Source organism: Arthrobacter sp. 01T414 (genome assembly GCF_056398965.1).
The window spans coordinates 170,060-191,717 of the sequence record NZ_JBFTQK010000001.1 but is presented as its reverse complement, the minus strand read 5'-3'; the positions used below and the strand labels follow the sequence as shown (position 1 = coordinate 191,717).

20 protein-coding genes are annotated in these 21,658 nt (G+C 63.5%); 3 read left to right on the top strand and 17 right to left on the bottom strand.

What is annotated here, in order from left to right:
- Nucleotides 1-60: 60 nt before the first annotated feature.
- From AC1DK9_RS00850 to AC1DK9_RS00775, 16 genes are all read right to left on the bottom strand, one after another.
- Nucleotides 61-1,485: a glycoside hydrolase family 32 protein gene (locus tag AC1DK9_RS00850; protein ID WP_476862084.1), complete on the bottom strand. Its 1,425-nt coding sequence runs from the start codon at nucleotides 1,483-1,485 to the stop codon at nucleotides 61-63.
- A 310-nt stretch (nucleotides 1,486-1,795) separates the two neighbouring features.
- On the bottom strand, nucleotides 1,796-2,893 hold the full coding sequence (locus tag AC1DK9_RS00845) for an ATP-binding cassette domain-containing protein (protein ID WP_476862083.1): 1,098 nt from the start codon (nucleotides 2,891-2,893) through the stop codon (nucleotides 1,796-1,798).
- Nucleotides 2,890-3,843, bottom strand: coding sequence for an ABC transporter ATP-binding protein (locus AC1DK9_RS00840; protein WP_476862082.1), 954 nt, complete (start codon nucleotides 3,841-3,843; stop codon nucleotides 2,890-2,892). The genes AC1DK9_RS00845 and AC1DK9_RS00840 overlap by 4 nt, the downstream gene beginning before the upstream one ends.
- Entirely contained in the window at nucleotides 3,840-4,766 is a 927-nt protein-coding gene (locus AC1DK9_RS00835) for an ABC transporter permease (RefSeq protein ID WP_476862081.1), read from the bottom strand. The genes AC1DK9_RS00840 and AC1DK9_RS00835 overlap by 4 nt, the downstream gene beginning before the upstream one ends.
- A 32-nt stretch (nucleotides 4,767-4,798) precedes the next feature.
- Nucleotides 4,799-5,776, bottom strand: coding sequence for an ABC transporter permease (locus tag AC1DK9_RS00830; protein ID WP_476862080.1), 978 nt, complete (start codon nucleotides 5,774-5,776; stop codon nucleotides 4,799-4,801).
- Between the two features lie 123 nt (nucleotides 5,777-5,899).
- A complete protein-coding gene (locus AC1DK9_RS00825; RefSeq protein ID WP_476862079.1) occupies nucleotides 5,900-7,573 on the bottom strand; it encodes an ABC transporter substrate-binding protein in 1,674 nt (557 codons plus the stop codon).
- Between the two features lie 77 nt (nucleotides 7,574-7,650).
- Entirely contained in the window at nucleotides 7,651-8,721 is a 1,071-nt protein-coding gene (locus AC1DK9_RS00820; RefSeq protein ID WP_476862078.1) for a LacI family DNA-binding transcriptional regulator, read from the bottom strand.
- A gap of 261 nt (nucleotides 8,722-8,982) precedes the next feature.
- On the bottom strand, nucleotides 8,983-9,981 hold the full coding sequence (locus tag AC1DK9_RS00815; RefSeq protein ID WP_476862077.1) for an aldo/keto reductase family protein: 999 nt from the start codon (nucleotides 9,979-9,981) through the stop codon (nucleotides 8,983-8,985).
- Nucleotides 9,981-11,489 (bottom strand): glycoside hydrolase family 32 protein, encoded by a 1,509-nt coding sequence (locus AC1DK9_RS00810; protein WP_476862076.1) that lies wholly within the window; start codon nucleotides 11,487-11,489, stop codon nucleotides 9,981-9,983. Before AC1DK9_RS00810 ends, AC1DK9_RS00815 begins: the two co-directional genes overlap by 1 nt.
- Before the next feature lie 242 nt (nucleotides 11,490-11,731).
- Entirely contained in the window at nucleotides 11,732-12,013 is a 282-nt protein-coding gene (locus AC1DK9_RS00805; RefSeq protein ID WP_476862075.1) for a substrate-binding domain-containing protein, read from the bottom strand.
- Nucleotides 12,014-12,508: 495 nt separating this feature from the next.
- A complete protein-coding gene (locus AC1DK9_RS00800) occupies nucleotides 12,509-14,590 on the bottom strand; it encodes an ABC transporter ATP-binding protein (protein ID WP_476914717.1) in 2,082 nt (693 codons plus the stop codon).
- Complete coding sequence (locus AC1DK9_RS00795; RefSeq protein WP_476914716.1) at nucleotides 14,587-16,323, bottom strand: ABC transporter ATP-binding protein; 1,737 nt, start codon at nucleotides 16,321-16,323, stop codon at nucleotides 14,587-14,589. The genes AC1DK9_RS00800 and AC1DK9_RS00795 overlap by 4 nt, the downstream gene beginning before the upstream one ends.
- Nucleotides 16,324-16,507: 184 nt before the next feature.
- Nucleotides 16,508-16,876 (bottom strand): VOC family protein, encoded by a 369-nt coding sequence (locus tag AC1DK9_RS00790; protein WP_476914715.1) that lies wholly within the window; start codon nucleotides 16,874-16,876, stop codon nucleotides 16,508-16,510.
- Nucleotides 16,877-16,921: 45 nt separating this feature from the next.
- On the bottom strand, nucleotides 16,922-17,116 hold the full coding sequence (locus AC1DK9_RS00785) for a hypothetical protein (RefSeq protein WP_476862062.1): 195 nt from the start codon (nucleotides 17,114-17,116) through the stop codon (nucleotides 16,922-16,924).
- Nucleotides 17,117-17,197: 81 nt separating this feature from the next.
- Nucleotides 17,198-17,473 carry a DNA gyrase subunit A gene (locus AC1DK9_RS00780; protein ID WP_476914714.1) on the bottom strand — a complete coding sequence of 92 codons (276 nt, stop codon included), beginning with the start codon at nucleotides 17,471-17,473 and terminating at the stop codon, nucleotides 17,198-17,200.
- A gap of 59 nt (nucleotides 17,474-17,532) precedes the next feature.
- Nucleotides 17,533-17,748 (bottom strand): hypothetical protein, encoded by a 216-nt coding sequence (locus AC1DK9_RS00775; protein WP_476914713.1) that lies wholly within the window; start codon nucleotides 17,746-17,748, stop codon nucleotides 17,533-17,535.
- A 134-nt stretch (nucleotides 17,749-17,882) separates the two neighbouring features.
- Between AC1DK9_RS00775 and AC1DK9_RS00770 the strand changes: the two genes are divergently transcribed.
- From AC1DK9_RS00770 to AC1DK9_RS00760, 3 genes are read left to right on the top strand one after another with little or no spacing between them, the layout of a single operon-like run.
- Entirely contained in the window at nucleotides 17,883-18,401 is a 519-nt protein-coding gene (locus AC1DK9_RS00770; RefSeq protein ID WP_476914712.1) for a hypothetical protein, read from the top strand.
- Nucleotides 18,402-18,459: 58 nt separating this feature from the next.
- The gene (locus AC1DK9_RS00765; RefSeq protein WP_476914711.1) at nucleotides 18,460-19,389 is read left to right on the top strand and encodes a VOC family protein; all 930 of its coding nucleotides are present in this window, start codon (nucleotides 18,460-18,462) and stop codon (nucleotides 19,387-19,389) included.
- Nucleotides 19,386-19,940, top strand: a complete 555-nt coding sequence (locus AC1DK9_RS00760) for a GNAT family N-acetyltransferase (RefSeq protein WP_476914710.1) — start codon at nucleotides 19,386-19,388, stop codon at nucleotides 19,938-19,940. The genes AC1DK9_RS00765 and AC1DK9_RS00760 overlap by 4 nt, the downstream gene beginning before the upstream one ends.
- Nucleotides 19,941-19,992: 52 nt before the next feature.
- Here the strand turns inward: AC1DK9_RS00760 and mraY are convergent, their stop codons facing one another.
- The gene (gene mraY, locus AC1DK9_RS00755) at nucleotides 19,993-21,096 is read right to left on the bottom strand and encodes a phospho-N-acetylmuramoyl-pentapeptide-transferase (protein ID WP_476914709.1); all 1,104 of its coding nucleotides are present in this window, start codon (nucleotides 21,094-21,096) and stop codon (nucleotides 19,993-19,995) included.
- Nucleotides 21,097-21,658 lie beyond the last annotated feature (562 nt).

Here is a 21,658-nt window from a genome sequence, read left to right as displayed (position 1 = left end):
TAGGTCATTCTGGCGGTCTATGGCTGTACGGAATGACCTACCGGAACGTTTCGGGTTGGGTTAAGGTGCCGCGCTGATTTCGTTGATCGTGAGGTTGCGGAAAGTGGCAGTTCCTTCGTGAGCGTAGAGACGGATGCCGTTGTCCCCTTCGAGTGGGAATACGCGATGGGAGTGCACGACTCGTCCGTCTCCCACGAACATTTCGACGCTTGTGCTGTCTACGAGGACACGAAGTGTGAGGCGCCCTGCCGAGGGGTCGACGGGCGTCTGGCTCTCGCCGCCGGTGGGGTTGATAGTGGGTCGCCGGTTGAGGTACGCGAAAGGTCCGCGGAGGAACGCACCGGCGGCGACATGCCGACCTCCGCCAGCTGCACGACAGATCTCGAGACCGATGTTGGCTGGCGGGGTCGCCGGATCCCATACGATTTCACAGGTCAGGTCGTAGGCCAGCGATCGGATATCGAGGTCGTGAGTGCCCGATACCGCGACATCACCAAGTCGGTGGCTGCGCTTGACGTAGTTGTCCAGGCCGGCTGTCGGGGATGAGACGAGATAGTAGCTTCCGACTCCCTTCTTGAGGCGGATGTCGCGCACGATCATGTCATCGCCGTTGTAAGCGTCGGTCGCCAATGTCGGAGTGTTGTGGGGGTAATCCCAGAAGTTCGCCCATCCGAGCGCCCTGCGCAGGGCGGCATCCTCTGTACCGGAGGAGTCGTGATGGGGATAGGTCACTGCTCCGTAGAAGTCATAGCCGTAATCCAGCCATTCCGGCTCGGCATGGTCAGGAGCAAAGGTGGTGCCGTTGAAGGCCCCTGTCCAATAGGCATAAGTGGCCGGCAGCCCCCTGCCCTTGCCGTTGGCGCTGGTGCCAAGAATCCAGTGGGAAGTGCCGTCGTCGGCGGTCATACGGAAAAGGTCCGGGCACTCAAGTACCCCAAGATCCGTGCGGACGAATTCGCCGACGCGCTGCCAAGAGCGCAGGTTGGGAGATGTGTAGAAGCCAAGCTTCTGCCCTTCGGCGTTGACCATGAACCACTGCCCCCGGTCCGCGTCCCAAATTACCTTCGGGTCGCGGAAGTCCTGCACACCTGGGTTTGGCAGTACCGGGGCTGTGCCACCGGGTTGGAATGTGCGCCCACGGTCCGTCGAGTACCAGAGATACTGGGCCTGACGGCCCTGTGGTGCCTGTGTAACGAGGGCTATCACGGCATTTTCACCGTAGCCGGCGGTGTTTCGTTCGTCGACGATAAGGCATCCTGACCAGCAGTCGCCGTTGTCATTGCTGAATTTGGGGATGGCGACGCCGCGGTCGCGGAAGGAGACGTGGTCGGTGGTGGTCGCACGGCGCCACGACGTACCTCCACCACCCTGAATGTAATCGCCGTTGTAGAGGTAGTAGTAGTGGTATTCGCCGTCGATGTAAATGGGCCGCTGAGGGTCGTTCTTCCAATTGTCGGGGACGCTGAAGTGATAGGTCGGGCGCATACGGGTTGGTCCTTTTGAGAGCGGCATGGCCTGCGCGGTGCCGGGACTGTTTGGGGGCGCGGCTGCCGCTGACTCGGAGAATGTAGTGGAAAGCGCGAGTGACCCGGTGAGGGCAACGGCTCCACTTCCGGTCAGGAGTGCACGCCGGGAGACGGCGGGGGAATCTTCCATGGTTCCCTTTCGGTGGGCAGCTTCGGTGCTTCGGCTGCATGGATGATGATGTTTTTGGGCAGTGCAGGTCCTCATTTGGCTTGAATCTGAGGGGATCCTGCTAAGACAGAGTGGTTGACCCGTTCGTGGAACAGGATTTTCAGAGAGTTTCCCCGTCTGCAGGTTGTGGTTTCGGCAGGGGTTCTGTCGCCAGGGCATGGCCGCTGGCGCCAGCGCGTGGACGGTAGAGGTGGCAGCGGACCCAGTGGCGGTTGAGGGGGTCACCCACCTGATGCCGGACGGGTTCCTCAGATGAGCAGGGCTGATGGGGGTCATTTGCGAAGTCGCAGGCGGTGGAAGCCATGACGGCCTGCCTGAGCTTGGCGCGGTGAACTGGGTCGTATGACCCGGCCCGGGATGGGTCCGGGACCGCTGAGACCAGCAACTGTGTGTAGGGGTGGGCCGGATTGGCCAGCAGGTCCAGTGATTCGCCCTCTTCAACGATCTCGCCGGCGAACATGACGGCGGTCCGGTCCGCGAGGTACCGGGCGGACGCGAGATCGTGGGTGATGTAGAGCATGGAGATGCCCTGCTCATCGCGAAGTTTCCGCATCAGGTTTAGCACCCCGATGCGGACCGATACGTCCAGCATGGACGTTGGTTCGTCGGCGAGGATGACTTCTGGTTCGACGGCGAGCGCGCGCGCGATAGAGACTCGTTGACGTTGCCCGCCGGAGAGCTCATGGGGGTAGGAGTTGAGCATGTCGGCCTGAAGCCCCACGGTGGTCAAGAGCTCTTCAAGGCGGCGCGTGGTCTGCTCTTCGGAACCGCGCTGGCCGGTGCCGCCTTTGCCGTGGATCGCAAGGGACCGTCGGAGGAAGTGCTCGATCCGGTGTGCGGGGTTTAGGGAGCCGAAGGGGTCTTGGAAGACCATCTGCAGCTGTGATCGGAACATGCGTGAGGCCTGGAAACGGTCTCTTTTGAGGACGTCGACGCCGTCGAGCAGGATGGCGCCTTCGCTGGGTTTCTCGAGCCGGGCCACACAGCGGGCCAGGGTGCTCTTGCCCGACCCGGATTCCCCGACCAGTGCCACGATTTCCCCACGGCCGATGGTCAGGTCGACGCCGTGCAATGCCCGGACTGCCTGGTTGGAGAATAGGCCGCCGATGCGGAAGGACTTACCCAGTCCCCGCACTTCAAGAGCCGGCGTCTGGGGTGAAGTGTCCGGCCTTGCCGCGGAGTGTGCGGTCTGGTTCATTGTGCTGCTCCTTCTAAAACGGCGGCTTCGGCGTCGGCATCAAATGGGGCCACGAAGTGGCCCGGAGCGACTTCGGCGAGGTCCGGGATATTCTGGAACTTCACGCCTTCGGGCAGGCCTTTGAGTGGAACCCGTGGGCCGGTAAGCGGCGGAAACGCGCCCATGAGGGCCCTGGTATAGGGGTGCCCGGGCGTGGTGTAGATGTCGTGGGCTTTTGCGGTCTCCACGATCCGGCCGCCGTACATGACGGCCATGCGGTGCGAGAGTTCCACCATCAGGGACATGTCGTGGGTGATGAACAGGACGGAGAATCCCAGTTCGCGCTGGAGATCCTTGATCTGGGCCATGATCTCCTGCTGCACCACCACGTCCAGCGCGGTGGTGGGCTCGTCCAGAATCAGGAGTGATGGCTTCAGTGCTACGGCCATGGCGATGACGGCGCGTTGCCGCATCCCCCCGGAGAGTTGATGCGGATACGACTTGAGGCGGGCCGGATCGATTCTTACGAGCTCCAGCAGCTGTGCTGCGCGTCGAAGGGATTCTTTACGGGAGTAGCCGGCGTGTGTGGTGAAGATGTCTGCCATCTGTTCCCCGATGGTCAGCACCGGGTTCAGCGAGTTCATGGCGGATTGGAACACCATGGCAACGTCCTGCCAGCGGAAACGACGCAGCTCATCCTGGCTCATGGCCAGGACGTCCTTGCCGCCGAAGGAGATGCTGCCGGCGGTGATCTTCGCCGGATCCTTGAGCAGACGCATGATTGAGTTGGCGATGGTTGATTTTCCGCAACCGGATTCACCGGCCAGCCCGAACACCTCACCTACGCCGATGCTGAAGGAGACGTTGTCCACGGCAGTGGTCGAGCGGGTGTCGCCAATGTACTTGACGGTGAGGTTCTTGACGTCGAGGACTGCTTCGTGGGAGCCGAAGGAGACTTGAGAGACAGTCACTTTGCGGTGCTCCTTTCGGTGGTGGCGGGCTTGCGGATCTTCCGCAGCCGCGGATTGGTTACTTCGTCGACGGCGTAGTTGACCAGGGCCAGGGCGAAGGCCACCAGTGCAATGCAGAGGCCGGAAGGGACAAATACCCACCAGCTCCCGGTGAGCAGGGCACCTTCGTTTCCGGCCCAGAAGAGGTTGTTGCCCCAGGAGACGGTGCTGACGTCTCCCAGCCCAAGGAATTCGAGGCCGGCCTGGGCACCGATACCGTAGATGACGCAGGCAAGCAGCGTGCCCATCACGATCGAGGCCATATTTGGCAGAATTTCGCGGAACATGATCCGCCCGGCGCTCTCACCTGATACGACGGCGGCGGCCACGAAATCCTTGGAGCGGATGGACAGGGCCTGTGACCGGAGGACGCGCGCTGATCCTGCCCATCCCGTGACCGTGAGTACCAGGATCACGGTGCCCAGCCCCGGCGGCAGGAAGGCAGCCAGGATGACGAGCAGCGGCAGTCCGGGAAGGAGGAGGAAGACGTTGGTCAGCAGCGACAGCGCTTCGTCGATAAATTTGCCGAAATAGGCCGATGCCAGTCCTACCAGAATCCCGATAAAGGTGGACGCGAACCCGACTGTAAGGCCTACCAGCAGGGAACTTCGGGAGCCGTAGATGGTCAAGGCGAGCACGTCCTGGCCTTTGGCGGTGGTTCCGAGCCAGTGCTCAGCGTCCGGTTCCAGCGAGGCCATGCCGGTGATCCGGGAGGGGTCGCCGGGGAACAGTACCGGCGCGGCCAGCGCCAGCACGATGAAGACGAGCATGATGGCCATGCCTGTCATGGCCTTCTTGTTGGTAATAAGTCCGTGGATGAAACCGCGGTTGGTTTTGCGTGCAGCTTTTGGTTCGATCGGCTGCTGGAGGATAACGCTGGTCATGGTCGGTCCCTTGGTTACTGGGTACGCAATGGTCAGTTGCTGCGCACGCGGGGGTCGAGGCGGACATAGAGAATGTCCACCAGGAAGTTCGCCAGCAGTACGGCGGCGGTGATGGTCAGGAACAGGCCCTGCATGAGCGGGTAGTCAAGGCCCTGGACGGCGTTCAGAAGCTGGTAGCCGACGCCGGGGTAGGCGAATACGACCTCCGTGAGAAGGGCGCCGCCCACCACGAAACCCAGGCCCATGCCGAAGCTGGTCACCGAAGGCAGCATCGCGTTGCGGGCGGCGTAACGGAGCATAATCCGTCCGGGGCGTAGGCCCTTGGCCTCCGCCATGGTGATGTAGTCCTCAGAGTTGGTGGCGATCATGGTGTTCCGCATACCCAGCATCCAGCCGCCGATGGAGACCAGCACGATCGTGAGCGCCGGGAGCACGAGGTGGGCGGCGGCGTCGCCGATGAACTCCCAGGTGAAGCCGGGCTCCAGCCCATCCGTGAACGCGTGGCGGATTGGGAACCAGCCCAGAACGACGCCGAACAGATACAGCGCGCCCATCGCGAGCCAGAAGTACGGGAAGGATCCGATGAAGACCAACAGGGGAGGCAGCACCGAATCGATGGCTCCGCCCCGGCGCCATGCTGCCAGGATGCCGAGCAGGTTACCGACGACGGCGGCTATGACAAGGGCGGTCCCACCGAGCAGGAGGGTCCAGCCGACTTGGGACGAGATGACCTCGGTGACGGGGGTGGGGAATCGTGAAATGGATACCCCCATCTGCCCGGTGAGGATGTTCTGGAGGTAGCCGGCGTACTGCTCCCAGATGGGCCGGTCGTCCACGCCGAGCAGCTTGCGCAGGGCCTCGATCTGTTCGGGCTGCATCCTGTCCTGGGAGCGGGCGAACATGCGTGATACGGGGTCCCCGGGCATGAAGCGCGGGAGCAGGAAATTCAGGGTGATGGATGCCCAGAAGGCGAGCAGGTAGAAACCCAGGCGGCGCAGGATGAAGCGCACGGTTTCCCTCCAATTCGGGAGTGGTCAACATGGTGGGGTACGCCCGACGGCCGGCTTTCGAATTGGCCAGGCCGTCGGGCGTGGGTGGCATGAGGGCGGTTCGGCCTCATGCTGCGCGTGACGCTACTTGCGCGGTTCCAGGCTGGTCAGCACGAGAACCGTGGTGGGTGCGCGGACCGAGAGGGTGGCGTAAGGGTTGTCCTGAGTCGGCCAGCCGGTGAAGCGGGTGTCGTTGTACGCCCCCCATTCCGGCCCGGAAAACAGCGGCACCAGCGGCGCGACGGCATCGTATTCGTCCTGCAGCTTGTTGGCAATGTCCTTCTGCTTGGACTGGTCCGTCGCTGCAGCGAACTCCGCCAGCAGAGCATCGGCTTTGGGATCGCCGAAACGGTGGTAGTTGTCGAACGTCTTCGTGCCCACAGGCTTCACCGTTTTGGTGGACATGGAGGTGTTGAAGTACTTATACGGGCTCGGATCGTTGGCGCTCCATACAATGCCGGAGTCGAAGTTACCCGTTTCGTACCCTGCCACCACAGCGGCCCAGTCCGGGGAGTCCACCTTCGCGGTCACGCCCACCTCCGCCAGGTTCTGGGAGATCACGTTGGCAACGGACAACCAGTCGGACGATGTTGCACCCACGGAGATCTTGAACTGGAAAGGAGAACCGTCCTTGAGCGTCCGTTTGCCGTCGGGGCCCTTCGGGTAGCCGGCCTTGTCCAAGAGGTCGTTGGCTTTTTGGACGTCGTGGTTGGTCCAGGTGCAGTTGTCCTTGACCTGGGTGTTCTTCCACGTCTCGTAATTTCCGGAGAGGCCGGTGCAGTCCGCGGGCTGGGCGTAACCGCTCATACCGATCTTGGTGACCTGGTCCCGGTCCACAGCCATGCTCAATGCCTTACGGACATCAACGTCGTTGAACGGTGCCTTGGCGGTGTTGAGTTGCCAGTTGATCATGGCACCCGTCGGGGGGAACCAATAGTGCCGGTGTTCCTTGTCTTTCGAGACGAACGTCTTTTCGATGTTCGGGATGTATTGCGGGGCCCAGTCCACGTCACCATTGGCGGCAGCGAGGTTTGCGCCGTCGTTCCCAGCGAAGGCGAGCATCTTGATGCCGGCGATCTTCTGCTTCTCCGGCTGCCAGTAGTTGGGGTTCTTTTTCAGCACGAAGGACTGGGCCTGGAAGCTGTCCACCTCCGTGTAGGGCCCTGTGCCGACGGGCTTGGCGTTGGCGTCCTTTTCCGGATCAGCCAGCGCGGACCAGACGTGCTTGGGCAGGATGCTGAGCTGACCGACGTCGTACAGGGCGGGTGACCATGGTTTGTTGAACTTGAACGTGACCTTGTTGCCTTCTGCGGTCACGGCGTCGAGGTACTCGTAGCCACCCTTGAGTTTCTTCTGAAGCTCGAAGGTGTATGCCACGTCGTCGGCGACGAACGGCTGGCCATCGGACCATTTCACCCCGTCACGCAGTGTGAATGTGATAGACCTTCCGTCTTTGGCTGCCTTCCAGTCGGTGGCCAGCCACGGCACGGTGTCGCCTCTGGCCGGGTTGAAGACCAGGAGAGACTCGTAAATGGACTGCTGGACCATCGGGTTGACCGTCGGTGCGAAGGGGTTGAAGTTCCGCACGAAAGTGCCCATGTCCTCACGCGGGATAGTGAGGAACGCACTGGCGTTGGTCGCGGCGCCACCGTCTGCGGGCTTGTTGACATTGGCTACGCAGCCGGTCAGCAACATCGCGCCTACCGCCAGTCCGGCCGCGGCGATGCGGGCCGACCTGAAGTTTTTGGGGTGTGTCATGATGGGTTATCTCTTTCCTGTCTTCATCAGCAAGGTGAAGGGTGGGTGGGGTTAGCTCTTCGACGTTGATTTCGCGGTCAGACCGAAGAGCGTTCTAGCAGCGGACAGTCGACCAACTGCTGGCCGGCAGTGATCGGCTGTCCTGCTGTAAGAGCAGCGAGCGTCTGGACTCCCAGAGCGCCCATCTTTTCGAACGGCAAAGCCACTGTGGTCAGCTTGGGCCTGAGGTAGGCGGCAATGAGTTCCTGGTTGTCGAAGCCGATCACGGCGATGTCCCCGGGTATGGCCAGGCCGCGTTCCTTGATGGCGTCGTAGGCGCCCATGGCCATGCGGTCATTGAGGCAAAACAGGGCGGTTGGCCTGTCCTTGGCGGGGTACCGGTCAAGGATTTGGCAGGCAGCGTCGTAGCCGCCATCGGCGGTCGCGTACCCGGCCACCACCAGTTCCGAATCAAGCTCCAGACCCACCTCGGCCAAGGCCTCGCGGACTCCTTGCAGACGCCCGACAGCCGCCGGAATGTGCGGGTCCAGATTGATCACACCGATCCTGGTGTGACCGGCCCGGAGGAGCCGTTCGACGGCGACCCGTCCCCCTGCCCGTTCATCGGGGACAATCGAGGGCAGCTTCCCATCCAGGTCGAAACAGTTGATGAGCACCGTGGGCACCTCGTGAGCGCTTGGGGGCACATGCACGCCGCGGTGGTGCGTTGCGGCATACAGCAAACCTTCGACCCGCTGTTCCAGCAACTTCTCAACGGCAGCATCCTCCATGCCCTGGGTGGGGCCGGCCGCAACACCTTGGTCCGAGGGGGCGATAAGGAGGAATCTGCGGTCAATCCAAGCCTGGTCCTGAGCGCCTTTGATGATGTCCACAGCGAAGGGTGCGGTTACGATCTCGGTGACAATTCCGTACCAGTCGCTGCGCTGGGATGCCAGCGCCCTCGCCCCGGCGTTCGGACGGTAGCCCAACGCCTGAACCGCGTCGGCGATGCGGGTCCGCGTCTCTTCCGAAATGCTCGCGTTTTCGCGGTTGCTCAGCACGAATGAAACAGCCGTTCGGGACACTCCGGCGTGCTTAGCGACATCATTCATGGTGACCCCACGCGGCCTGGCAGTGCCCCTATTGCTTGGGGAGGTGGTTTTCGCCATTGAATGCTCCAGTGGTCGTCGTTGAGCTTGGTGATGCCGGCGCTAACGGGAGAAAGTCGGCCCGGTCCGCTTTGGTAACTCGCGTTACCTAGCGGCTGTGATTCAAGTTACCCGCGTTACTCCCGGGTGTCAACAAATTTTTCGTGTCGATGGGTGTAAGTTGCAGGTTTCCATCCGGGGTGCGGTGGGCAGCGCTCCGGACGCAGTGCGGCTAAGCCCGAACGTCCAGCGCCGCCGCCCCTCGTTGGCTAGCAGGGCGGTTCAGGGACGGTTCTTGAAGGATTCGACTTTGCCCGGGTCCCTCTCGATCACGGGGCCGAGGATGTCATCGACCCTCTGGAGCAGTTCAGGGTCGAGTTTGACTCCCGCGGCACGGACGTTGTCGACGAGCTGCTCGGGCCGGGATGCGCCGACGATGGCCGCTGAGACGTTGGGGTTCTGCAGTACCCATGCGACAGCGAAGGCTGCCATGGACAGTCCGGTCTCTTCGGCGAGGGGTTTCAGTTTCTGGACGCGGGTGAGGATGTCCTCGCCGAGAAAGCGGTGGTCGTCCTTGAGATCGCCGTTGTCGGCACGGAAGCGGGAGCCTTGAGGAGCCGCCGCACCGGGGGCGTACTTGCCGGTAAGGACTCCCTGGGCGAGCGGCGACCAGCAGATCTGGCCGATGCCCAGTTCCTCGCTTAGAGGAACGATCTCCTGTTCGATGACGCGCCACAGCATGGAATACTGCGGCTGGTTGGATATGAGCTGAAAGCCAAGTTCGTTGGCCAGGGCAACTCCGGACCGTATCTCGTCTGCCGTCCACTCCGACACCCCGATGTAGTGCGCTTTCCCGGCCCTGACAATATCGGCGAAGGCCTGCATCGTCTCTTCCAGTGGGGTCTCGTAGTCGTACCTGTGAGCCTGGTAGAGATCGACGTAGTCAGTTTGGAGCCGGCGGAGCGATGAGTTGATGGACTCCATGACGTGTTTTCGGGACAGGCCTCGGTCGTTCCGGCCCTCCCCAGTAGGGAAGTAGGCCTTGGTGAAAATCTCCACGCTTTCACGGCGTGTTCCTTTGAGCGCCTGGCCCAACGCTTCCTCGGCCCGGGTTCCGGCATAGGCATCGGCGGTGTCGAAAGTGGTGATGCCCAGGTCCAGCGCCTGCTTCACGCACTGCGTCGCAGCGGCCTGGTCGATCTGCTCACCGTGGGTGAACCAGTTCCCGTAGGCGATTTCGCTGATGTACAGGCCGGAGGAACCCAGCTTGCGGTGTTCCATCAGGCTACGTCCTTTCCGAAGTCGGTGAGTTGGAGCGCAGCGTCCGCTGTGCCGCCGGTGGAGTATAGGGTGAGGGATGTTTGGGCGGCAGCGGGGAAGATCAGTTCGGTCATGGCGACGAGCCCAGCGCTCCCGAAGACTTCCACCGAGCAGTGGTCAACGAAGATCTGCAGGGTGTAGCTGCCGTCCGGTCCGGCAGCAATCGGGGCGCGGCTGGTGGACGGAAAGGCCTCATGGAAGCCGGTGTCACCGGAGCGGGTACGGTCCACTACAAGTTCTCCGCTGCCGGGACGGATCCCGATCCGCGTCCCGACCGTGCCGTCGGTTGACCCCCGGACCACAAGGCCGAATTCATCGGCACTACCGGGCGTGAAGGTGACGTCAACGAGTTGCACTGCCGCGCCGCCGTCAACTGCCGCGGGACCGTCTAGGGTCACCCGCCTCACGGGACCGGGTTGCGACGTTATTCTCACTTCCGGCACGGGTTGCTGGACGAGCCGGGGTTGCCCGCTCACGGAAACGAGGGACACGTCCCGGACGAGGCTCATGGGGCTGCGCCAGGGCGATGTGGGAATGTGGTTGGCATACTGCCAGTTGTTCATCCAGCCGATCATCAGCCGCCGGCCGGCTGGGACGTTGCTGAACGAGACGGCGGCGTAGTAGTCGCGGCCCCAGTCCAGCCATTGGTAGTCGGTTACGCGTTGCGGGTCCTCCATCCCCTCGGTGAGGGTTGTCTCTGAGCTGAACGTGACGCCGTCGAACTCTCCCACGAAGTACTGGCCTGCGGAGCCGCCGTTTGGGCCCCCCGGGTTCATGTTTACCGTCAGGACCCATTTAGTAGCCGCGGCGTCGCCGTCCAGCGGCAGCTCAAAGAGGTCCGGGCATTCCCAGATGCCACCGGTGCCGTTCGCAGGGCCGAAGGTGCTGAGGTATTCCCAGTTCTTGAGGTCCTCGGAGCGGTAGAGCAGAACAGTGAAGTCGTGCGCTTCGACGGCCACCATTACCCAGTAGCTGCCGGCCGGACCGCTGTAGCGGAAGACCTTGGGGTCCCGGAATTCCGGGGAATTCCTCGTCAGGACTGGGTTGCCGGCGTACTTGGTCCAGGTGTAGCCGTCGTCGACGCTCCACGCGATGGACTGGGCCTGGGTGCCCTGGTGAGGGGAACCCGGTTTGTACGCGCTCGTGTAGATGGCCACCAGCGGGGCTTTCCCGTCGGCGCCGAATCCGCTGGTGTTGGCAGTGTCCACCACGATGCTGCCGGAGAAGATGTCCTCGTTGTCATCGCAGGGAATGGCTACCGGTTGTTCCTCCCAGCGGACCAGGTCTTTGGAGGTGGCGTGGCCCCAGGACATGTTGCTGTGGACGTTTCCGAAGGGGTTGTTCTGGTAATACAGGTGGTAGATGCCCTCGTGGAAGACGAGTCCGTTGGGATCGTTAAGCCACGTGTCCCTGGCAGCGTAGTGCATGGCCGGCCTGTAGGTCTCAAGGGTGGAGGGGACGCTGTTCATTGTTCTCGTTTCATGACGGTGCGTGGGGTCCGCGAACCTGTGAGGTAGGGGTGTTTTCGCGTGGAGGAGCAGCCTGAAGTCGGACAGGGTGCTGCAGGGTGCTCAGGAGCTCATTTTCTGGGCACACTCCTGGCGGCCCGTCCGGAAGATTTTGGGTTGTGTCATGATGGGTTATCTCTTTCCTGTCTTCATCAGCAAGGTGAACGGTGGGTTGGGTAAGCTCTTCGACGTTGATTTCGCGGTCAGACCGAAGAGTGTTCTAGCAGCGGACAGTCGACCAACTGCTGGCCGGCAGTGATCGGCTGTCCTGCTGTAAGAGCAGCGAGCGTCTGGCCTCCCAGAGCGCCCATCTTTTCGAACGGCAAAGCCACTGTGGTCAGCTTGGGCCTGAGGTAGGCGGCAATGAGTTCCTGGTTGTCGAAGCCGATCACGGCGATGTCCCCGGGGATGGCCAGACCGCGTTCCTTGATGCCGCCGTCGCCCACCGCAAACTCGGCCACGACCAGCTCCGGATCACTCTCCACACCCACGCCAGCCAGGGCCCCGCGGACGCCCTGCAAACGCGGGCTGCTCCCCGCCGGGGCGGCGCCGGAGACCAGTTCAGGCCCCTGTTCAAGGGGGCGATATCCGCCATTGAATACTCCAGTGGTCTTCGTTGAACTGGGTGACGCCAGCACGGAGGGATTTGGGGTGAACGCTCTAGGTAACTCGCGTTACCTAGAGCGTGTGATCAAAGTTACCCGCGTTATCTGGGCAGTGTCAAAAGGTTTGTTGGCGTTGAGGACAGACTTCCCCCGCGCCACGGCGGATCATCACCATCCGCAGCTCCAATACCGGTCAGCCGCACGGCCGCCACGCTGGACGGATGGAGCAACGCCCTTGGGTGAGGGGCGGCTGTCTCGCGGCCATCGGGAGAGGGACACCATATGCGGAGAACGACATCACCCTCGACTTCTGTGCCGGAGGCATCGCATCAGTGGAAAACTCAGCACGGGACTGGAACGATGCCCTCCCGGCCCCTAGACCTCCGCCACCGGCGCCGCGAACTGGGCCTCGTACAGGCGCGCGTACGCCCCGCCGGCCTCGAGCAGTGACGCGTGCGTGCCCTGCTCCACGATCTGCCCGGCTTCCATCACCAGGATGAGGTCGGCGTCGCGGATGGTGGAGAGCCGGTGGGCGATGACGAACGACGTCCGGTCGCTCCTCAAAGCGCTCATCGCCTTCTGAACCAGCACCTCGGTGCGGGTGTCCACCGAGGACGTCGCCTCGTCCAGGATCAGCACCGACGGCCGGGCCAGGAACGCCCGGGCGATGGTGAGGAGCTGCTTCTCCCCCGCAGAGACATTGCCACCCTCGTCGTCGAGCACGGTGTCATAACCCTGCGGCAGGGACTTTACGAACCGGTCCACGTACGTGGCTTTCGCCGCCTCCAGGATCTCCGCCTCCGAGGCATCGGGCCGGCCGTAGGCGATGTTGTCCCGGATGGTCCCGCCGAACAGCCAGGTGTCCTGCAGCACCATGCCCATCCGCGAGCGCAGCTCGTGCCGCGACATCAGCGCCACGTCCACGCCGTCGAGCGTGATCTTCCCGGCGTCGAGCTCGTAGAAGCGCATCATCAGGTTCACCAGCGTGGTCTTGCCCGCCCCGGTGGGCCCCACGATCGCCACGGTCTGCCCCGGCTCGGCAACCAAAGAAAGTGAAGAGATCAGCGGCTTGTCCGGCGAGTACGCGAAGGACACATCCTCGAACACCAGCCGCCCGCGCGTCGTCTCCGGCTTCAGCGGCACGTCCGGGTCCGAGAGCTGCTCCTCAGTGTCCAGCAGCTCGAACACCCGCTCGGCGGACGCCACCCCGGACTGCAGCAGGTTCGCCATCGAGCCCAGCTGGGCCAGCGGCTGGGTGAACTGCCGAGAGTACTGGATGAACGCCTGCACATCGCCCAGCTGCATCGCCCCGGAGGCCACCTGCAGCCCGCCCACCACGGCGATCCCCACATAGACCAGGTTCCCGATGAACGTCATGGCCGGCATGATCAGCCCGGAAATGAACTGCGCGCCGAAACTGGCCTGGTACAGCTCCGCGTTCTTCTGCCGGAACGTCTCCTCCACCTCGCGCTGCCGGCCGAAGACCTTCACCAGCGCGTGCCCGGTGTACGTCTCCTCGATCTGGCCGTTCAGCTCGCCGGTGTTCTTCCACTGCGCCACGAACAGCTTCTGCGAGCGCTTGGCGATCAGCGCCGTGGTCACCAGGGTCAGCGGAATGGTCACCAGCGCGATGACCGCCAGCGTCGGTGAGAGGATCACCATCATCACCAGCACCCCGGCCACGGTCAGCAGCGAGGTCACCGCCTGGCTGATGGACTGCTGCAGGCTCTGGGAAATATTATCGACGTCGTTGGTCACCCGGCTGAGCAGCTCGCCGCGCTGCACGGTGTCGAAGTAGCGCAACGGCAGGCGGTTGATCTTCGCCTCGATCCGCTCGCGCAGCCGGTACACGGTCCGCTGCACCACGCCGTTGAGGATATATGCCTGCATCCACATAAACGACGACGCCAGCACGTACAGCACCAGCGCCCACAGCAGCACCGAGGACAGCGCGGTGAAGTCGATCCCGGTGCCGGGCGTCAGCGCCATGGCACTGAGCATGTCCGCCTTTTGGTTCTCCCCCGCGGCGCGCAGCTGCGCGATCAGCTGCTCCTTGCTCACCCCGACGGGCAACTGCTTGGACACGACGCCGGCGAAGATCAGGTTGGTGCCCTCCCCCAGCAGCCGCGGCCCGATCACCGACAGCGTCACGCTCACGACGGCGAGCCCCAGGACCAGCGCCAGCCAGAGCCGCTCGGGGCGCAGTTCGCCCAGCAGCCGCCGGGCGGACGGGCCGAAGTTCATCGCCTTCTCGGCCGGGACGTTCATCCCGGCGAACGGGCCGCCGTGGCCGGGGCCGCCGCGCGGCCGGGGAATCCGCAGCGGGGCTTCCCGGCCGGCGCCCGGTGAACCTGCAGCGCCGGCGCCCCGCCTGTCGCCCGAGCCCGCAGGATCGGGGGCGCCGGCACCGCCCGCGCCGCCGCCCGCCGTCGGCCGCTGGGATTCGACCTTGCTCATACCGCCTCCTCCGCCGCCAGCTGGGAGTTCACAATCTCGTTGTACGTCTCCGAGGTCTCCAGCAGCTCCTCGTGCGTGCCGTGCGCGACGATTCGGCCGTCGTCGAGCACCAGGATCTGGTCCGCGTCCACGATGCTGGAGACCCGCTGGGCGATGATCACCAGGGTCGCCCCCGCGGTGTGCTGCTTGAGCGCCTGCCGCAGCCGGGCGTCCGTGGCGGTGTCCAGCGAGGAGAACGAGTCGTCAAAGATGTACAGCTCCGGCCGTTTCACCAGCGCCCGGGCGATCGCGATCCGCTGCCGCTGCCCGCCGGAGACGTTGGTGCCGCCCTGCGAGATGGGCGCGTCCAGCCCGCCCTCCATCGCGCGGACAAAGTCCTCGGCCTGCGCGATGGCCAGCGCCCGCCAGAGTTCGTCCTCGGTGGCGTCGGGCTTGCCGTAGAGCAGGTTGCTGCGGACCGTGCCGGAGAACAGGTAGGGCTTCTGCGGGACCAGGCCGATGTGCCCCCAGAGCTGGTCCGGGTGCAGCTCGCGGACGTCCACGCCGTCGATCCGCACCGAGCCGGAGGTGGCGTCGAAGAGCCGCGGCATCAGGTTCACCAGGGTGGTCTTGCCCGACCCGGTGGAGCCGATGATCGCCGTCGTCTGCCCGGCGCGGGCGGTGAAGTCCACGTCGGAGAGGACCGGGGCCTCGGCACCCGGGTAGGCGAATCCGACGTCGCGCATCTGAAGCTCGCCGCGGGCTGCACCGGCGAGGCTGACCGGGTGCTCCGGCGGCCGGACGCTGGATTCGGTGCCCAGCACCTGCCCGATCCGGTCCGCGGAGACGGCGGCGCGCGGGATCATGATCGCCATGAACGTGGCCATCATGACGGACATCAGGATCTGCATCAGGTAGCTCAGGAACGCGATCATGGTGCCCACCTGCATGGAGCCGTCTTCGATCCGGTACGCGCCGAACCAGATCACGGCCACGGAGGAGACGTTCAGGACCAGCATCACGGTGGGGAACGCGAGCGCCATCAGCCGTCCGGCGCGAAGCGCGGTGTCCGTGACGTCCTCGTTGGCGCGGCCGAAGCGGGCGGTCTCGATGTCCTCGCGGACGAAGGCGCGGACCACGCGGATGCCGGTGAGCTGTTCGCGCAGCACCCGGTTGACCGTGTCGATCCGGGTCTGCATCAGCCGGAACAGCGGCACCATGCGGGTGACGATCAGGCCCACGGCGATAAGCAGCACCGGGACGCTGACCGCGATCAGCCAGGACAGCTGCACGTCCTGCCGGATGGCCATGATGACGCCGCCGATGCTGAGCATGGGCGCGGTGACCATCAGCGTCGCGGACATCAGCACCAGCTGCTGGACCTGCTGGACGTCGTTGGTGGAGCGGGTGATCAGGCTGGGCGCGCCGAATCGGGTGACCTCCTGCTCGGAGAATTCCGCCACCCGGCTGAAGATCGCCCCGCGCACGTCCCGGCCCAGCGCCATCGCGGCCTTCGCGCCGAAGTAGACGGCGGCGATGGTGCAGGCGATCTGCAGCAGGGTCACCATGAGCATCACGCCGCCGGTGCGCAGGATGTAGTCGGTGTCCCCGCGCGCCACACCCTGGTCGATGATGTCCGCGTTCAGGGTAGGCAGGTACAGCGAGGCGATCGAGGCGGCCAGCTGGAAGACGACGACGGCGAGCAGCAGCCCGCGCTGCGGCCGCAGGTAATGCACGAGCAGTTTCCAGAGCATCCGGTCTCCATCTACGCACGGTCCCCGGTTGGTGGTCCGGAGGTCAGTTTACGTCCGGATGCTGGGTGTGAAGGGGGTTATTCTCTGGGCGGATTTGGGAGTTTGGTGCGGCGACGGCGGTGGATGCGTGTCCTTTCCGCCGCGGGGATACGTTGACGGGCACTCGCGTGGTCCGTCCGAACCTTCAGCTGTCGGAAGCGGCCTTCTTGCGGCGTCCCAGAACGCAAAACTCGTTGCCTTCTGGATCCTCCAGTACAGTCCACGGCTGCTCGCCCTGACCAACATCGACCCTGCGGGCACCCAGAGCGATCATCCGCTCGACCTCGGCCGCTGGATCGTCCGGCCGAAAATCGAGGTGGAGACGGTTCTTCGTAACCTTCGAATCTGCCACTGGCACAAAGACCAACCCCGGCAACCGGTCCGGTGCAGAACGAATTTCGAACTCATCGTCACCGTCTATAGTCACGACCCAGCCCAAAGCTTTGGCCCACCAATGTCCAAGCTCAGCCGGCCGCGCCGAATCGACAATTACTTGTTCCCATTCGAGACTCATGCGTGCCACTCTACTGAGCCGGATCGCTACCGGGTGAAGAACCGCTCACTGGTCTTCTGGCGCTGAGCTGCCCTGGGTCCGGCGATGTTCCTTGAATCCCGACCGCAGAGTGGTGAAGATCGCGATGCCCATGGCCACCGCGGTGAACCACAGACCGGTCGATCCCTGAAGGGCGAGAGTTAGGGAGATGATCAGGAGCACTGCGGCAACCGAGAGAAATGCCCATCGTCCTGCGGTCATCAATTCCCCTGTTCGGTGTGCTGGTGAAACGTGCCTTCGACGGAGTGGGCGAGCAGCAATAAGGGACGTCGACGCCGAGTCCTAACGACCATCAGCCAACCGTGATCTAAGTTCGTCTGCATGGGTAGCGAGTGCCTGACGCTGGTCTCGGGTGAACCTCCTAGCCTGCAGGTCGAGAACGGCCAGGCTGGGCCCCTCTTCCACCCCCAACAGTTGACCCACGCGATGGATTGCTTCGTCCACGTCCTCTGATTCGTCGATCACCCGGAAAACTTCGTCGCGCTGATTCATAGCCTCCACCAGCGCCTCAACGATCATCAACTGCTGTTCCCGCATCTGCCGATCATGCTCATCCATGCGGCGATTCTCGCACGACGAAGGTAACTGGCAGGAAGGCTGCCCGTACGCAGCAGGCTTTACCAGCCTTTCTTCAGGTGCACCGTCCGGGGCTTCTTGAGTTGTTCGTTTATCCCCGCAGCGTGGGCTGCGTTGGCGGCTCGTGTACGGGCGCCCTCGTGCCGGATGGTTCCGATGGCTGCGCCGGTGAGGGCGGCGTTAACGACGTTTCCTGCGACGATGAGTCTCTGGGTACGCTGCTGCTCAGCCAGTAGTTCAGCCTGATTGTTTTCCACTCGGGCTCGGTGCAGGTCGGTCTCGTAGAGATTGAGGGCGGTAGAGGTGTCGTTGGCACGATGATTCTGGACGGCCTCAGCGCAGAAGGCAGTCGCTGCCGGCACCCACTCCGGTGCTGATGGAGAATCGGTGGATGGTGAGCACAGTGCACGGTGACGGTTTCGTGGTTCAATCGGGCGGCCAGTCGCGAGCTGAGGTCCTGCAATTGCTACACAGCGCCGGCGACATGCTCAATGCTCACGCCGAGACGCTGCTCGCCCACCCCTTCTTCGACGCCCCAGTGGCACGAAGCTTGAGGATAGTGGAACGAACGGTAGGAGAGCTTGGCTTTGAGCGCGGGGCGGTTCAGTCCCGGGTCTTCACCGCTGCGAGGAACCAAGGCCTCGAACTTTGCCCCTTGGTGACGGGCCCCTACCTCCGCTTGGCAATCATGGAGCAGACGAACGCACCGGACTCCGTCTTGTCCGCTGGCCGCGCCCCGACCGGAGCAATTCACGTCGCCTCGGAGCCGCTGAGCGAGGACGTGGAGTACCCCAAGGGGTTTTACCTCCGTGTCGTGGATGGGCAGCCCTGGCTAAGGGGCTATCGGTGCGATGACACCTACGTATGGGCGCCGGAACAGCGGCTCGCGTTCGTAGTGCCAGCTGACTAAAGAGCGCCTACTGATTTGCCGGACACCGGCAGACCTGGGTCCATATGAAGTGGGCGCCATGGCTGGCATCGTGTTCCCTCCCTTTGTCGTAACCGCGGTGGCCATTCGTCCGCAAGGCTCCCGTCGACCCAGCGAAGGCTGGGGGCCGGGGCCAGCGGCCCGCTCCGCCGCCGGAAGTATGCTTACCGGACCCGCCTTGGGTCAGGGTGGGTCAGTGAAGTTGAATGGGGTGCTGTTTATGTCTTCGCGAGATATTTCCTCAACAGGTGCACCATGTTGGGTTGATACATGGCAACCGGATCCCCGGGCCGCTGTCGATTTCTACGGTGATTTGTTCGGCTGGAGCTTCGACAAGCCAATTCAGATGTCGGGTTTCAGAGGTGAGTACTACCCTGCTCGTCTGGCCGGACGTTTGGTGGCCGGTGTGGGGCAAGCTCCACCGCAGTCCCCAGCGGGATGGCTGACCCATATCCGTGTGGACGACGTCGGGAGGGCAGTGGCTCTTGCTGAGCAGGCTGGTGGCCGCGGGCTCGCAAAGTTTGGGGCCCCGACGCCCACGGCATTGGTTGCCGACTCCTCCGGAGTCATGTTTTGCCTACGGCAGGCTGGCAACGATCGCGGCGTCGAACTCGTCGACCAGCCCAATTGTTGGGCAATGAGTTCGCTGCATACTCCGGATCTGGAAAAGGCAAGGGACTTCTACCAGGCGATGTTCAACTGGGAGCTGAAGTCTTCGCCGGGCGTCACCTTTTCGCGATGGGTTCGAGAGGGCCAGATGGTGGCAGTGGCTACCACCACCGACGGCACCGATATCCCTCCGCACTGGAGTGTCAATTTCTCGGTCGACAACGCAGACGACATCGCCGACAGGGCGGCGGATCTTGGGGGCGGCATCGTAATGGCCCCCTCAAATACCCCAGGGTTTAGAAACGCGGTGATCCGGGACCCGTGGGGCGGCGTCGTCGCGGTTAGCGCGGTCACCGCTTGAATATCGCAATTCAGCTGCGGCGGCATGAAGATCTCAACAGGAGGGAACTTGCGGCCCTTGAGGTGCTTTTCGACAGTGAGTACCTGAGCGACTACGGCCGGTGGGCTCCCGACGCGCCGTACGGCTACTCGCCGGCGGATTTCCATGTGCTGGCATACCGAGGCTCTGAACTGGCGGCGCACGTGGGCTTTCAACGTCGGGTGATCTCGGTGGGAACGGACGACGTCGTCGTCGCTGGCACAGGAGGTGTGCTGGTTGATCATCGCTTTCGCGGTCTTGGCTTCGGCGGCCGAGCGATGCGTCACGCCCAAGAGGCGATGCGTAGCGAGGCCGGAGCCGACTTCGGTTTCCTCGGATGTCGAAAAGAGGTGGTCCCCTTCTACGAGTCTGCGGGCTGGGTCCGGGTGCATGCGACCGAACGGTGTCTGTCCCGAGTAGACCAGAGCTCGGTTATCGTGTCCCAAGGCGGGCCCATGCTTATCTGTTCGTCGACGCGAGATGCGAGTGAGTGGCCGAACGGCGACGTCGATCTTCGAGGGACACCTTGGTGATGACAAAACGGAACGCCCTGCGTCCCGGGGTTCTCTAGCGGAGCGCGCAGGCCTACAGCAGCACCACCCATTCGGCGTAGAAGATTCCAAGTGCGACGGCGACGAAAAGACCCGCGATGATCCAGAAGCGGGCCACCACGGTGACCTGTTCCCAGCCCTTCAATTCGAAGTGGTGATGCAGCGGCGTCATGAGGAAGACGCGCTTGCCTCCGGTGAGTTTGAAGAAGCCCACCTGGATGATTACGGAGAGGGTGATCATGACGAACAGGCCGGCCATGATGACCAGGAGCAGCTCGGTGCGCGAGAGGATCGCGAAGCCCGCAATTGCGCCCCCAAGGGCGAGTGATCCGGTGTCACCCATGATGATCTTCGCCGGAGTGGTGTTCCACCAGAGGAATCCCACGAGGGAGCCGCACAGCGCCGCCGCGATCAGGGCCAGGTCGAGCGGATCCCGCACCTGGTAGCAAATATTGGCCGGGACGCTGGGATCAGCGCACCGTTGGTTGAATTGCCAGATGCCCATCAGCATGTAGGCGCCGAAGACAAGGATCGACGCTCCCGCGGCCAGGCCATCCAGTCCGTCGGTGATGTTCACGCCGTTGGATGTCGCGGTGAGGATCAGGATGGACCAGAGGATGAACAGAATCGCGCCGACCAGCGGCCCGGCAAAGGCCAAATCCAAGGACGTGTCCCGAACGAAGGAGATTGCGGTGGAGGCCGGAGTGCGTCCGTTCCCATCGGGAAAGTTGAGCGCGAGCGCGCCGAACGTCACCCCGACGGCTGTCTGGCCGACGATTTTCGCCGGCGCTGTGAGCCCGAGGCTGCGCTGCCTGGAGACCTTGATGTAGTCATCGCAGAAACCCACCAGGCCCATGCCGACCGTGACCATGAGGAGCAGTAGTCCCGAGGCTGTTGGGCCCGACGATGGACCAAGCACCGCCATGATCCCGTGCGTGGCGAAGTAGGCGATCACCACCGAAGCAATGATCCACGCCCCGCCCATGGTGGGAGTGCCACGTTTGGTGTGGTGGGTGGTGGGGCCGTCGTCGCGGATGAACTGGCCGTACCTCTTCCTAACCAGATAGCGGGCGAGGACTGGCGTGCCGCTCAACGACAGGACCAAGGCCAAAGCAGCGGCGATCAGCAGCGCAATCATCGGGAGGCGCCCCTTCTGTTTCCCGGACTAGGTCCGTTGCATGACTCGGGTGGATCGCCGGGCACCCCCGCCGACTCGTTCGACGCCGATCCTAGCCGATCGTTTCGTCGGCACCAGCGTCAACGACTCTTCACTCGAGCCAGGGGAATCCTCCAGGCTTGGCAGACGCGCGCCTAGACACGGCTTCGAAGTCGTGGAGCTCCGGGGCGAGCGGCAGGTCGTGGGGCCCGACTACTATTTCGGCCAGGACAGGAACGGGCTCGGTGCTGATGAACTGGCATTCGGTAATCGGGCCAAGAATGGGGTCCGTGTGGCTGGGCATCCTTGTGAAACTTCTGCCGGGAAGTACGTAGACCACCCCGGGCCCGGTAGGAGGCTGGCCGTCCGCGGTTGCAGCATACGAGAGGAAGATACGCCGTTCAGACCACCCTCCGGCTGCGGTGCCGGGATAGAAGCAGGCGTTTAGGAAGCGTCGGCATGACGATGAACGGATCGCGTACGCGACCGCCCATGACGGGTCTTCGGTCGCGTAGACGGCTGTCGTCTTTGAAAAGTCGTCAAG